General features: G+C 41.8%; 13 protein-coding genes. 7 read left to right on the forward strand and 6 right to left on the reverse strand.

Going from position 1 to position 12,695, the window contains the following annotated elements; translation table 11 throughout:
- Positions 1-358 precede the first annotated feature (358 nt).
- The 3 genes from puuE to L4C32_RS18635 all read left to right on the forward strand — a co-directional run bounded on the left by puuE (position 359) and on the right by L4C32_RS18635 (position 3,121).
- A complete protein-coding gene (gene puuE, locus L4C32_RS18625; RefSeq protein ID WP_428198396.1) occupies positions 359-1,282 on the forward strand; it encodes an allantoinase PuuE in 924 nt (307 codons plus the stop codon).
- Between the two features lie 2 nt (positions 1,283-1,284).
- Entirely contained in the window at positions 1,285-1,800 is a 516-nt protein-coding gene (gene uraD / locus L4C32_RS18630) for a 2-oxo-4-hydroxy-4-carboxy-5-ureidoimidazoline decarboxylase (protein WP_428198397.1), read from the forward strand.
- A gap of 130 nt (positions 1,801-1,930) precedes the next feature.
- A complete protein-coding gene (locus L4C32_RS18635; RefSeq protein WP_428198398.1) occupies positions 1,931-3,121 on the forward strand; it encodes a urate hydroxylase PuuD in 1,191 nt (396 codons plus the stop codon).
- A 96-nt stretch (positions 3,122-3,217) separates the two neighbouring features.
- On the opposite strand, the gene L4C32_RS18640 is transcribed toward L4C32_RS18635, so the two are convergent.
- On the reverse strand, positions 3,218-4,654 hold the full coding sequence (locus tag L4C32_RS18640; RefSeq protein ID WP_428198399.1) for a methyl-accepting chemotaxis protein: 1,437 nt from the start codon (positions 4,652-4,654) through the stop codon (positions 3,218-3,220).
- Positions 4,655-4,887: 233 nt separating this feature from the next.
- Between L4C32_RS18640 and L4C32_RS18645 the strand changes: the two genes are divergently transcribed.
- Together L4C32_RS18645 and L4C32_RS18650 are read left to right on the forward strand one after the other, a co-directional pair.
- Positions 4,888-5,313 (forward strand): GFA family protein, encoded by a 426-nt coding sequence (locus L4C32_RS18645; RefSeq protein ID WP_428198400.1) that lies wholly within the window; start codon positions 4,888-4,890, stop codon positions 5,311-5,313.
- A gap of 40 nt (positions 5,314-5,353) precedes the next feature.
- A complete protein-coding gene (locus tag L4C32_RS18650) occupies positions 5,354-5,893 on the forward strand; it encodes a nucleotidyltransferase family protein (protein WP_428198401.1) in 540 nt (179 codons plus the stop codon).
- Between the two features lie 70 nt (positions 5,894-5,963).
- Here the strand turns inward: L4C32_RS18650 and L4C32_RS18655 are convergent, their stop codons facing one another.
- A complete protein-coding gene (locus L4C32_RS18655) occupies positions 5,964-6,140 on the reverse strand; it encodes a CCGSCS motif protein (protein WP_428198402.1) in 177 nt (58 codons plus the stop codon).
- A gap of 105 nt (positions 6,141-6,245) precedes the next feature.
- Between L4C32_RS18655 and L4C32_RS18660 the strand changes: the two genes are divergently transcribed.
- Positions 6,246-6,749 (forward strand): GNAT family N-acetyltransferase, encoded by a 504-nt coding sequence (locus L4C32_RS18660; RefSeq protein WP_428198403.1) that lies wholly within the window; start codon positions 6,246-6,248, stop codon positions 6,747-6,749.
- Here the strand turns inward: L4C32_RS18660 and L4C32_RS18665 are convergent.
- Entirely contained in the window at positions 6,717-7,364 is a 648-nt protein-coding gene (locus L4C32_RS18665) for a glutathione S-transferase (RefSeq protein WP_428198404.1), read from the reverse strand. The two genes, L4C32_RS18660 and L4C32_RS18665, sit on opposite strands and share 33 nt — an antisense overlap.
- Positions 7,365-7,602: 238 nt before the next feature.
- Here L4C32_RS18665 and L4C32_RS18670 point away from each other — a divergent pair, with 238 nt between their 5' ends.
- Complete coding sequence (locus L4C32_RS18670) at positions 7,603-9,201, forward strand: cation:proton antiporter domain-containing protein (RefSeq protein WP_428198405.1); 1,599 nt, start codon at positions 7,603-7,605, stop codon at positions 9,199-9,201.
- On the opposite strand, the gene L4C32_RS18675 is transcribed toward L4C32_RS18670, so the two are convergent.
- The 3 genes from L4C32_RS18675 to L4C32_RS18685 form a co-directional block, all read right to left on the reverse strand.
- Positions 9,202-10,017, reverse strand: a complete 816-nt coding sequence (locus L4C32_RS18675) for a TauD/TfdA dioxygenase family protein (RefSeq protein ID WP_428198408.1) — start codon at positions 10,015-10,017, stop codon at positions 9,202-9,204.
- A gap of 131 nt (positions 10,018-10,148) precedes the next feature.
- Positions 10,149-10,718 (reverse strand): PEP-CTERM sorting domain-containing protein, encoded by a 570-nt coding sequence (locus L4C32_RS18680; protein ID WP_428198406.1) that lies wholly within the window; start codon positions 10,716-10,718, stop codon positions 10,149-10,151.
- A gap of 18 nt (positions 10,719-10,736) precedes the next feature.
- On the reverse strand, positions 10,737-12,614 hold the full coding sequence (locus L4C32_RS18685) for an IgGFc-binding protein (RefSeq protein WP_428198407.1): 1,878 nt from the start codon (positions 12,612-12,614) through the stop codon (positions 10,737-10,739).
- Positions 12,615-12,695 lie beyond the last annotated feature (81 nt).

Below are 12,695 nucleotides of genomic sequence, written 5' to 3' on the forward strand. Positions count from 1 at the left end.
CTCTATTACAATCTTCATTATGATTAAATAGGTCAAATTAAATTCAATTGTTTTTATGTTTTACTAACTATGTACACAATTTTTTAATTAGTAAAGAACAATGTTGCAATAATGTTACTTTGCGTTGACTGTATAGTTTCATTCGCTGTCAGTTAGCACTTAATATCATTAGCCTTTACACTTGATTAGTGTCCACCATTAGTTTAGAAACAAAATATTTACATTTTTCTTGATGATTGTATACAATTCATGGTACAAATTAAAAACATTAGGGCGTTAAAGGTATGCCTCATCCAAGAAAGTCGTTTATTTTGGCAAAGAAAGTAATTTGACGTCAATTTCATTAAGGAGCTGTTCAATGAGCAAGGATTATCCAAGAAATCTTATCGGTTATGGTCAGGTTCCGCCAAATCCGAACTGGCCAAATAGTGCTCGCGTGGCGGTGTCGTTTGTATTGAATTATGAAGAGGGTGGCGAGCGTAGTATTTTGCATGGTGATGCTGAATCTGAAGCCTTTCTCTCTGAGATCCCAGGCGCTCAACCTTTTCCAAATGAACGCCATATTAGTATGGAATCTATTTATGAATATGGTAGCCGAGCAGGTGTATGGCGTGTGCTGCGTCTGTTTGAGAAGTATGATATCCCGTTAACTATCTTTGCTGTCGCGATGGCCTTAGAGCGTCATCCAGATGTGGCAAAAGCGATGGTGGAAGCCAATCATGAAATCTGCAGTCACGGTTACCGCTGGATTGATTATCAAAAGATGGATTATGCGCAAGAGCGTGATCACCTTTATAAAGCGATCGATATTATCACCAAGATTACTGGTGAGCGTCCACTTGGCTGGTATACCGGACGTACCAGTCCAAATACCCGTAAGATTGTTGCAGAAGAGGGGGGCTTTATGTATGACTCTGATGCCTACGATGACGACTTACCCTATTGGCATACCGAGGGGGATAAGCCTCAGTTAGTGATCCCATATACATTAGACGCCAATGATATGCGCTTCTCAACAGTGCAAGGTTTTAACTCTGGCGATCAGTTCTTTCAGTATTTAAAAGATACGTTTGATACGTTATATGAAGAGGGCGAAATTGCACCAAAAATGATGTCAGTGGGGTTGCATTGCCGTCTGATTGGTCGACCAGGGCGAATTGCGGCACTAAAGCGCTTTTTAGAATATGTAAAACAACACGATCAAGTGTGGTTATGTCGCCGCATTGATATTGCTAGACACTGGCACGAAAACCATCCCCACGCCAGTATGCAGGAGTACTAACCATGAGCCACTTTGTAAGTTGTCAGCCTTCAACCATGACAAGAGAGCTTTTTGTTAGCCACTTTGCTGATGTGTATGAACACAGCCCATGGGTCGCTGAGGCCGCCTTTGACAGTGGTCTTACTGGTAATGACGACAAGATAGAGGTGTTGCATCAAAAAATGTCTCAAATATTGTTGAGTGCCGATAAGAAAAAACAACTCGATCTTATTAATGCCCACCCAGATTTAGCTGGGAAAGCCGCGATGGACGGTACGTTGACTGAATCATCGACCTCAGAGCAATCAGGAGCGGGTATTGATCAGTGCACTACAGAAGAGTTTGAGAAATTTACCCGTTATAACAATCAGTATAAAGCGCGTTTTCAGTTTCCTTTTATTATGGCAGTGAAAGGGGCGAATCGCTTTCAGATTTTAGAGTCGTTTGAAGCTCGTATTGATAACGATCTTGAAACCGAATTTTCGCAGGCGATTACACAGATCAACAAAATCGCATTGTTTCGTCTTCGTGATATGTAAGTCAAGGGTCAGACAGCTATTACGAAATCAACTTAACCTCCTGCCTAGCAGGAAATCACAATATTAAGAAGGTATGAACAGTATTTGCCCGAAGAGAGGGGGAGTACTGGAAGAATTAAAGGAGTAATTTATGGATCCGCATATTACCGAATGGTTGAATCTAGCAGTTCGTTGGGCACACATTGTTGTTGGTGTCGCATGGATAGGAGCATCGTTCTATTTTAACTGGTTAGAAAACAACCTAAACCGTGTTAACCCCAAAACTGGCTTAACGGGTGATTTATGGGCAATACACGGCGGAGGGATCTACCATCTAGAGAAATATAAGTTAGCGCCATCAACCATGCCTGAAAACCTACATTGGTTTAAATGGGAAGCGTACTTCACTTGGATTACCGGCATGCTTTTACTGGCGGTGGTTTACTACCTCAATGCCGATATCTATCTCGTTGCTCCAGGCTCTGGTTTAGACTCTACCAGTGCAATTGCTCTAGGTGTCGCTTCATTAATTGCCGCATGGTTTATCTATGATCTGTTATGTGATTCTGCATTAGGTAAAAAGCCTGTGCTGTTAAGTGCCATTCTGTTCTTTGGTCTGGTTGGCGCTGCCTATGGATTATCACAAGTATTCAGCGGACGCGGAGCGTATATCCACATCGGCGCGATGATTGGTACGATTATGGTCGGCAACGTTTTCCGAGTGATCATTCCGTCACAGCGAAGCTTGGTAAAAGCGATTGCAGAAAACCGCGAACCGGATCCTGCTCTACCAGCGAAAGGATTGCTACGTTCTCGTCATAATAACTACTTAACACTGCCTGTGCTGTTTATTATGATCAGTAACCACTTTCCAAGTACCTATGGTTCAGAGTTTAACTGGTTAATTCTATCTGGGCTTGCGGTATTTAGTATTCTGGTTCGCCACTACTTTAATACACGTCACGGTAGTCAAAAGTTTGCATGGACAGTGCCAGTCGCCGCGTTAGGTATGATTACATTAGCGTATGTGACTTCACCTCTTGCCCAGCAAAAAGCGGCACCAACAACACAACCAGCACAAGTGGTTTTTACAGACATTAAATCTGTGATTGAAGAGCGTTGCACTGTGTGTCACTCGGGGACACCAACTCATCCTGCTTTTCAAACAGCCCCTGGTGGTGTCATTTTAGATACGGCGGACGACATTAAACTGAACGTCCCTCGTATTATGGCCCAAGCAGTACAAACGCAAGTTATGCCGCTGGGTAACCTCACTCAAATGACTGATGATGAACGTACTCTCATCGGTACTTGGGTTGAACAAGGTGCCGCTACTCAGTAGTAGTCTCTTGTTTGCTTCATGATTGTCACGACTATTGAACATGATTTTATGTTGCCCCCAATGTAACGGCGTTGGGGGTTTTTTTGTGTGTCACTCTTATGATGTGCGGTAACGCTCTAGAATCTCTCCAAGAGAAGCGGTGGCAATAGAAAGTTTAGACACGCCCATCGATGATTGTTCAGCGACTTGGGTAATCGTATTTGATTGAGTACGAATATGACTCAGCTCTGTGGCAATGTTATTGGCCACATCACTCTGTTCTTCTGCAGAGGTAGAGATCTGAATACTCATGTCCATCACTTCTCTTGATGATTCAGAGATCCCCTTTACATCATTTCCAATATCACTGATTAACTCGCTACTAGTTTGAGCTTGTTCGACTGTTTTAGACGTGATATCTGCAATATTCTTACTCTCAGTTTGCAATTTTTCTATCATTGACTGGATTTCAACAGTTGCCGTTTGAGTTCGACTAGCAAGGGTTCTAACTTCATCAGCCACAACAGCAAATCCACGTCCCTGTTCTCCAGCACGAGCGGCTTCAATAGCAGCGTTAAGTGCTAGTAGGTTCGTCTGCTCTGAGATGGCATTTATTGTGGTGATGACATCATTTATATGAGTGGTATTCTCGTTCAAAGAGACCACTGAACTTGAGGTCTCGGTGATGTAACCTGATAGTTGTTTAATCTCGCTGATAACATGTTGCACACGTTGATAGCTGGAATCAACATATTGAGAGTCTCCCTCCACTTTTGCCGTGGCTTGTTTTGCAACCGATGATACCTCATGAGCTGAAGCGGTCATCTGTTCCATTGCCGTTGCTACTGAATCTAAAGAGGCGTATTGATTAGTGATTTGCAATTGGCTCTGATTCATCTCTTTTTGAAAAGAAGAGGTGGTTAGGTTTAATGTAGAGACATTCTCTTTAACTGAAATAACCAGTTCACTCAAGGTATCCATTGCATTATCAAGTGCACAACCAATTGTCCCGAATTCATCACGACCAGGGTGAAAGCCTAAACGGGAGGTCAAATCACCATCTGCAATTTTGAGTGTCGTGCTGTAGAGCACCCATAGGGCGCCTCCTAAGAAAGTTGCAACCCAATATAAAAACAACCCAATAGGTAATAGCCATAAAAAAGTAAGTAAAAAAGTGGATAGGGCTTGCTGTTTGGCTGATGATTCTTGCTGCGAAAAATCGTGAGTGAGTGAGTAGTAGTGGCCTGCTGACTGAGCGGTTACCGTAACTACCCCCTTATTATTTTGGCTATCCTTAAGCGTATTTACTTTTTTAATACCAAAATTAGAGATCTCGGCCTTGTCGGTTTGGTTTAATACAGAAATAACGCCAGATAGTTTGGCTTCTGCATATGCGACAGACTCAGATTCAATATGGTTGATTGTCTGCTGGTATCGACCGAGCGCTGTAGCACTCAATGCCAATAAGAAAAGTGCAAAAATCGCCCACATTTTATCGTTAATCGACATTTTGATAAAAAGCTTATCAATTGTCCTAAACTGTACTTCTTTCATAGCTACTCCATAACATTAACGTCTGAAGCTGATTCTAATTAGAAATCACGAAAAAATTGTGACATATCTATTATTTTTATGAAATTAAACCATCTTGACATTCACAAAATGAGATCTCGGTTGATAATATCTTAAGGCTGATTACTCCTGACAGGTATTGACACACAGTAGTGGTATAACAGTTTGATGATTCCGTGGATAAAAAAACAACCAACACAATAGGGAAATAGAAGATGTCAGATATTAGTTCTCATCAAGCAAGTTGTCTATGCGGTGCGGTAAAAATGACTGCAGCAACGGTTAATCCAAGCTTTACCGTATGTCATTGTAACAGCTGTCGTTCGTGGGGAGGAGGACCTTTCTTTGCGGTTCAATGTGGGAGTGAAGTGAGCATTGATGGGCTCGAAAAGGTAAAAACATTTGATTCTTCAGCATGGGCAGAACGCGGTTTTTGTGTCGATTGCGGCACTCATCTGTTCTATCGATTGAAAAAAACAGGCCATTACAATATGCCGCTTGGTCTTTTTCCATCACTCAAAGATGCCACAATGAGCATGCAATACTTCAGTGACTTAAAGCCAGATTATTACTGTTTTTCAAATAAAACCAGAGAGATGACAGAGGCCGAGATACTGGCTTACTTCGCTTCTGAAATATAATATCAGTGGACAACGGTTGTGCATTCTATAATGTTAAGTAATGAGTAGAATTGTTGAGCTGTTAAAGCAAGACCCGCTAAGAGTGCAGATAATAGATGCCGTTTGTGCACTTAATTTGCCTCAGTGTTATGTTGCGGCGGGTTTTGTTCGAAATATGGTGTGGGATCATCTCCATGGGTATACAGAACCGACCAACTTGAATGATATTGATGTTATCTATTTCAAACCTGATGAAGCAGCGCATGAGAATGCAAAGTCACATCAATCAATTCTTAAACGCCGAATGCCCACTATGAATTGGCAGGTAAGAAACCAAGCGGTGATGCACACTCGTAATGGCGATGAGCCTTACAATAGCACATTAGATGCCATGGGTTTTTGGCCTGAAAAAGAGACAGCCATTGCAGTAAGAAAAATCGAAGAGGGGGAGTATGAGGTGGTTTCGGCTTTTGGCACTGAATCGCTCTGGCAATTGCAGGTTACCTATAATCCACGTCGGTTACTTACGGTATTTGAACAGCGTGTTACCTCCAAGAAGTGGCTGACATGCTGGCCGAAGTTACAGGTGATAACCACCTGACAGGTTAAAGATTGAAATAACCATAAACCTCGCTGGCTTGAGGTTTACAGTTACTTCATTATTCAAATTATTATGAACATGAACCGCAACAAAATCCTGGCTCACCGTGTTTCCCTTTCTTTTTCTCTGTATCTGCAGCGTCTTCATTAACTGCTGTTGCCTGTTCGGTCTCAACGTGCTCTGCTAATACTGCAGAACCTGTGTCGTTGTCATCTTTTTTAAACATTTTTTTGAATGAGATAGCCATTATAGTACCTTTATCTTTATTAACATGTATTTTGTATGCATGTTAAGTTGTTCTGTCTTTTTAATCAACAATTATTAATACTAAGCACACTGAAATGGAGGGGTAATGGATATTGTTTTAAAGCAACTGGATGAGCACGACATACGGGCATTATTGAATAGTAAAGATCACTGGCAAGGTCTACGGCTAGCGGATGATGCGGTTCCACCGAAACATGTGTTTGAACGATCACTGAACCTTACTAATGACGGCGTGGAATCCATTTGGTCTATGCCTTATTTAATGGTGGATAAATGCACTGACATGGTGGTGGGTTGTTGTGGTTTTAAAGCGGCCCCAGTTAGTGGGGTTGTTGAAGTTGGGTATAACGTATCAAGTGCAATACGCGGGAAGGGAATTGCGACACTCGCACTCAAGCTGTTATCGGCAAGAGCGTTTGAATCTACCCAGGTCATGACGGTAGAAGCACTGATTTTATCAGAGAACATACCGTCACTCAGAGTGGTGAGCAAATGCGGCTTTGAGTATATACATGTGATACCCGACGGAGATAATGTGGGTCTCGAGTGTTGGCAATTAACCAAAGATAATGGTTTCTCTATTCTCTAACCACTGAGGATATTTTTTCATTGCTTTTGAAAATAGTGGGTTTTGGTAGTGACGCTCTAACCAGTTTTGTAGATGCGGGTATGGCGCAGTGACAAACCACTTCTTATCAACACGAGTAAATTGTCGGATAAAAGGAAGAATAGCGTAATCGACAAGACTCAGGGCTTCACCCATGACATTACGATGTAGGGTAAGTCTATTTTCAAGCTCTTGGATGAACGGTTCACACTGCTGACGATGTGCTTCCTCTTGTGGATCATGATACCGAGCGGCTGCTTTGTACTTCTTCAGAACATTAACAAACGCCTCATCATACTTTTCGATCAATGTGAGCATATCGGGAAGTGTTTCTGATGGAGTCTTGCCCAAGAGAGATTGAGGGTCGTGTTGTGATAAGGCCCAAGTCATAATATCGAGGCTTTCGTCGATCACCTGGCCGTCATTAAGCACTAACACTGGAACCGTGGCTTTGGGCGACGAAATCAGCATCTCATTCGGTTTATTCTTCATGACAATATCTCGCAACAAAACCTGCTGTTGCGCTAACAGTATGCCTAACCTCGCTCTCATTGCATAAGGGCATTGTCGTAGAGAGTACAAAATGGGGTGTGTCATAGTTCGCTCAATCAAGATGGGGTCTACATAATAACGTACTCAGCAGTTAAGACTCAACTGAGCGATCAAGCACAGTTTTGGTGCAAAGTGCTTAAAATAGCGCATTTATATTGCTCTTTTTATAAAGGAGGCAAGGTAACCAATTGATATATATTGATAAAATTATCGACGATTGAGCAGTGACTTTGGTCTCTATCTTGCTTTGTCTCTACTATATTGGTAGCAATGAGTTGAGGGCATGATGGAATCCATTCTTTTAATCACATTTGTTTCGTTGGCGATCGCAAGTGTTTTAAATATCGTGTTAAAAAAATTCGCCGTGTCACACATCATCGGTTATATCATCACTGGAACCATCATTAGTAATTGGTTTGAGTTTAATGGTAGTAAAGATCTTCAAGCTTTAGAGCTAATAGGAGAGTTCGGAATTGTGTTTTTAATGTTTACTATTGGGCTTGAAATGTCTTTTAGTAAATTGAAAAAAATGAAGAATTTAATTTTTGTTAATGGACTACTCCAAGTAGGGGTGAGCGCGTTAATTATATTCTTCCTAGCACATGTTGTGTTTGAACTGGATATGACCTCTTCACTTATCATCGCGTTGGCATTTAGCCTTTCATCGACAGCGATTGTATTAACGTACTTGAAAAAATCGAAAGATATTGTTACTCCATATGGAGAAAAAAGTGTCGCCATTTTGATTTTTCAGGATTTGGCCGTGATACCTATTTTGTTGTTAATGAGTTTCTTAGCGAATGACCAACTCTCTTTCAGCGATGTTTTGTTTAAAACAGCCTTGTCAGCGACAGTCATCATTGTGTTCATGTTTACGCTAGGTAAGAAAATCATTGAGTGGTTACTGCAATTTTCTAGCAATGCGAGACTGGAAGAGTTGTTTTTAGGTTCGGTACTGGCGATAGTCATTGGGGCTTCTTTACTCGCACACGACATGGGTTTCACCTATTCGTTTGGGTCGTTCATTGCTGGAATGATCATTGCGGAAACGCATTATCATGTAAAAGTGGAATCCGATATTGCCTCTTATAAAGACATTCTTTTAGGGGCTTTTTTCTTTTCTATAGGCAGTAAAATTGATATGTACTATTTTGCCACTCATTTCTATTTAGTCGTAGCGGTGCTTGTGGTTGTGATGATGATTAAAGCGGCTGTGATTGTTCTATTAATGTTGAGAGCTTCGAATAAGAGTGATTCCATTAAAACGGCCATTGCTTTATGTCAAATTGGGGAATTTTCTTTTGCTATCTTTTCATTAGCGCTCAATCATAAAATTATAAGTGTAGAGCTAGGGGGTTTTTTAATATTAGTCACCGTGTTGTCCATGATAGTGACTCCTTTTATGGTAAATAATATCTACAAGCTGGCGTCATTGTTTGTCGTTGAGTTTTTTGAGTCGGATAAAATTACCCCCATTAATGACAAGAAACATACCGTGGTTTGTGGTTTTTCGACCGTGGGAAGAATTGTTGCCGCAGAGCTTGAGAAATCAAAGCTCTCTTTTGTGATTATTTCGGATAATTTACAACATGTATTGTTAGCGAGAGAGCGGGGTTATAAAGCTTACTTTGGCCATTTAGAAAAATTGCCCGTTTTAACATCGTTGAGAGTTGAAGAGTCATCAAGTCTTATTATTACGGTAAGCGAGCTGCGAGAAAAAAAGGTGATATGTCAGGCGGTGTTAGAGTATTATCCTGCCGCCAATTTAGTCGTAAATATTAATCGTGAAGAAGAGAAAGAAGCATTGCAGACACTCTCAATCTCATCATTTGTTCATGCTCAACACGAAGCGGCGTTGTTACTGGTAAAACAAGCTCAATAATTACGTCACTGTTACTCTATGTAGTTTACGAGGTGCATCACCATAATCAATAACGGCATAATGCTGAGTGGATCGATTATCCCAAATGGCTAACGAGTTAGGTTGCCATTGAAAACGCACTTGGTACTCCGGTTGTCGAGCAAGGAGAAACAGTTTATTGAGTAGTTTGTCGCTTTGAATTGGGCTCATAGTATTAATTGAGCGAGTAAACTGCTCATTAATATAGAGCACCTCTTGACCACTCTCTTTAATGGTTTTGACCATAGGGTGTACTACTGGAGGATTACGTTCAGAAACCGCAATCAGATCTTTGTGCCATTGTTGAGTGATTTTCTCAGAATCGATCTCTTTAAAAGCATGAAGTGAATGGGTGGCGTTAAGCAGACGTAAGGCAGATTTTTCTTGTTCTGATAATGCCTCAAACACCGCAGACATCGAACACCAAATGGTATCGCCACCACATTGAGGCACTGTTTGAGCATGTAGAAGTGAAGCTTTAGACGGCTTTTCTCGCCAGGTTAAATCGGTGTGCCATTCACTCTCTAAGGGCGCATTGCCTTGAGTCGTCTCAATGATACTGATTTGTGGTTCCTCTTTAACATTTGGGAAAAAAGGGTGCACCGGTTCGAGTTCACCAAATCGTGCTGCAAGAGAGAGGTGCTGCTGTGGTGTTAAGGAGACATCGCGAAAAAATATCACCTTGTACTGATGCCAAGCGCGGTAAATGTCGGAGAATTCAGAATCAGAGCAGTGTGCTGGATTAATACCAGAGATGACAGCACCGATGTTTGGGGTTAATCGCTCGATGTTCATTATATACCGTGACTGAATTAGAAGATGAAGACATTAATATCTATCATGTATGGAAGAGTTTCAAGCCGTATCTAATGTGGAAAAGCCGCCTAGTTAGATCGCTAGGCGGCAGTTAAAGGTTTGAAAATTTTAAATTAACGTGTCAATTTCCGCCTTAGTAGGAGTAAACCTAAGCACAATACGGCAAGGCTACTAGGCTCAGGAATCGTGATGCTTCCTGGGGCTGAAATAAACATCAGTGGATCACCCAATTGATCACCCAGTGCCCAAACATTGGCAAAGTCTACCATCGCAACACCAAAGTCTGTGGTGGTAAAGTGTAAGGTTGCCAGTGTGAAATCATCGGGTTGAAATTCGAACAGATCTGCTGGACTTTCAAATGAAAGTTCATTGATATTGATAATGTTCGGCGACAGAGCCGGAATAGACCAATCTGGCCAGCTTGTAAGATTCCCTAAATCAAGACCAGCGCCAAAAGCAACGGAGTCAAGAATCAGTTTGGTATCATCAAATATGATGTCAAAATCAAAATCACCGACCGATTCGTGAGGTTGTAGATCTTGTATCCTTATATCGACAGATACACTATCCCCAAGGCCGGTAAACTGATTATCAGGGTCCATGCTCAACATGGCCGCTTGTGCGCTTAAACTGAGTGATAATAGGGTGATAATCACTGCGAGTTTTTTAATCAAATTATTCATCTGTTTCTCCATTTTTGATTAAAGAGGCAATACGGCGCATCGTGGCGCGGTACATTGAGTGACACACTTCCTTGCATCGTTCATAGTGATAATGCCATCGTTGTCGACATCTCTAGGGTCATTCGGAGGAACTGGTGTGTTTCTTGCCATTCGAATGATTGAAATATCGTCTTTATCTACATCGCGATCAAGGTCTACATCACACATCAGCTGGTTTTGAATCTTAGGATCAAGACCCAACTGAGTCGAGCATTGATTACCCGCGCCATCGGTCCCCATTATTGTTATAGAGCCGGGTTGTAATGGGTCGATTAAGTGCGCGCTGTAAGATGCCGTTGGGTCACCAGGAATAAAAGGATTGACGCTAATAGTGGCATTGATTTGAAGAGAGGCTTCAACAAAGAACACTCCCGTATCTGTATCGATAATGCCATTGTTATTACTATCTTCTCCTGGATCTAATACCCCGTTATTGTTTTGGTCCTCCGTTGGATGGTTATCCGTTACCTGCCCACTGGCAAATGTGCGGTCTGGTGAAATAACCACAGTACAAACTGGATTGAACGCATCACCTCTTGGATTAATAAACTGGAATAACGCGCCCCCTGGATAGATATAGGAGTCGTAATTGTTATAGCCCTCCACAGTAATGCCATGTGGATGTACCGAGGCAGTCGTATGTGGCCCATCTGGGAGTGGTAGAACCGCTGCCGATAGTGGTTGTCCTGGGATCGGAGTAAACTCGTTTGCTGGAATAACGGCACCATCTAGAGTCATAGAACCAACATCTGAGTTATCTGCAATAATGGTGACAAAGTTTTGCTCAAACTGAAATCCGCCAACCGTGGAGAAAGTGTAGTGGTTTTGGTATTGAGCTGATGGGATAATATTTGCCATTGCGGGATCACCCGTGTTTGCTTCTGGTGAATCTTGTCCTGTCATATATTGAGTTACAAAAATAGGATAATCAGCAGAGAAATACTGGTTACCAGGTAATGGAGCGGTTTCAATAAACTCGCCAGCATTGATAGTCCCTATTGGGGTATTATTGATGCTTACCGTCGTATTGTCTGCGGAAGCCATTATTCGATAAATTGTGCCTGATGGTCTGTTTGGAAGGTTTGCAGCGGCAGCAGTGAGCCCCCAACTGACCACGGGTTGAGCTACTTCAAAGATATGATCACAAGCTCTAATACCAAGAGGGACATTGGTACAATGGTTCCCGTTGATAAGCCCAACAGGTCGATCGGCATGAATGGTTGTGCCCATTAATGACCCTAACACGCCACTTGATACTGCTTCTGCGTGATAGCCTTCACCTCGATTCAGAACCACCTTAAATGGAAAACCAGCAGGACGACCGACGATAGAGTTCTTAGGGGTAATCGTGACGGTTGTATTGTCATAAGCAGCATAAACAGTAAACTCCCCTTTAAACAAGGCATTATAGTCAGCAACTAAATAGTCCGTGTTCATGGTATCGACAGGTAGAGCCAGTGCGGCATCGGAAGTCGCGCTTGCTCGGTTGACGAGGTAAGTGACAAACTCATCTTCTGCGGAGGCACTGATAAGGTCATGCTGAATCTGATTGGCCATCCATATTGTAGAGGTAGAGATTGGTAGGGAAACAATGGTAACAAGGCCCGGGGTAATGCTTGCTACATGAGTAAATGTTGGGCTGTTCATTGGATAGTTGATGGTAACATCAGTCGCAATATCACCAGTGAGGTGCAGTTCAATATTGGGCGTTGAAATTTGAGGCAAAAAAGCAATAATAAATTCTGTACCTTTATTATCCAGTGATGCATGAAGGGTCATACTGAAAAATAAGATAGAGACGAGTAGCATATGTTTTAATTGAATGATTCTACGCCAAAAAATGACACAATTAATCATGAGTGATTCCTTTTTAATGCGGTTAATGGGTTTAATGTTTTAAATGATTTTTTCATTATTATATCAATAGAGAGTTAATGG

It is taken from the genome of Aliivibrio kagoshimensis (genome assembly GCF_050337105.1).
Lineage (GTDB): Bacteria > Pseudomonadota > Gammaproteobacteria > Enterobacterales > Vibrionaceae > Aliivibrio_A > Aliivibrio_A kagoshimensis.

What these genes read in the sequence shown, in the direction of transcription:
- L4C32_RS18660 (WP_428198403.1), top strand. Translation starts at nt 6,246, where the DNA reads ATGGATATTGTTTTAAAGCAACTGGATGAGCACGACATACGGGCATTA.
- puuE (WP_428198396.1), top strand. Translation starts at nt 359, where the DNA reads ATGAGCAAGGATTATCCAAGAAATCTTATCGGTTATGGTCAGGTTCCG.
- uraD (WP_428198397.1), top strand. Translation starts at nt 1,285, where the DNA reads ATGAGCCACTTTGTAAGTTGTCAGCCTTCAACCATGACAAGAGAGCTT.
- L4C32_RS18670 (WP_428198405.1), top strand. Translation starts at nt 7,603, where the DNA reads ATGATGGAATCCATTCTTTTAATCACATTTGTTTCGTTGGCGATCGCA.
- L4C32_RS18635 (WP_428198398.1), top strand. Translation starts at nt 1,931, where the DNA reads ATGGATCCGCATATTACCGAATGGTTGAATCTAGCAGTTCGTTGGGCA.
- L4C32_RS18650 (WP_428198401.1), top strand. Translation starts at nt 5,354, where the DNA reads ATGAGTAGAATTGTTGAGCTGTTAAAGCAAGACCCGCTAAGAGTGCAG.
- L4C32_RS18645 (WP_428198400.1), top strand. Translation starts at nt 4,888, where the DNA reads ATGTCAGATATTAGTTCTCATCAAGCAAGTTGTCTATGCGGTGCGGTA.
- L4C32_RS18680 (WP_428198406.1), bottom strand. Translation starts at nt 10,718, where the DNA reads ATGAATAATTTGATTAAAAAACTCGCAGTGATTATCACCCTATTATCA.
- L4C32_RS18640 (WP_428198399.1), bottom strand. Translation starts at nt 4,654, where the DNA reads ATGAAAGAAGTACAGTTTAGGACAATTGATAAGCTTTTTATCAAAATG.
- L4C32_RS18685 (WP_428198407.1), bottom strand. Translation starts at nt 12,614, where the DNA reads ATGATTAATTGTGTCATTTTTTGGCGTAGAATCATTCAATTAAAACAT.
- L4C32_RS18655 (WP_428198402.1), bottom strand. Translation starts at nt 6,140, where the DNA reads ATGGCTATCTCATTCAAAAAAATGTTTAAAAAAGATGACAACGACACA.
- L4C32_RS18665 (WP_428198404.1), bottom strand. Translation starts at nt 7,364, where the DNA reads ATGACACACCCCATTTTGTACTCTCTACGACAATGCCCTTATGCAATG.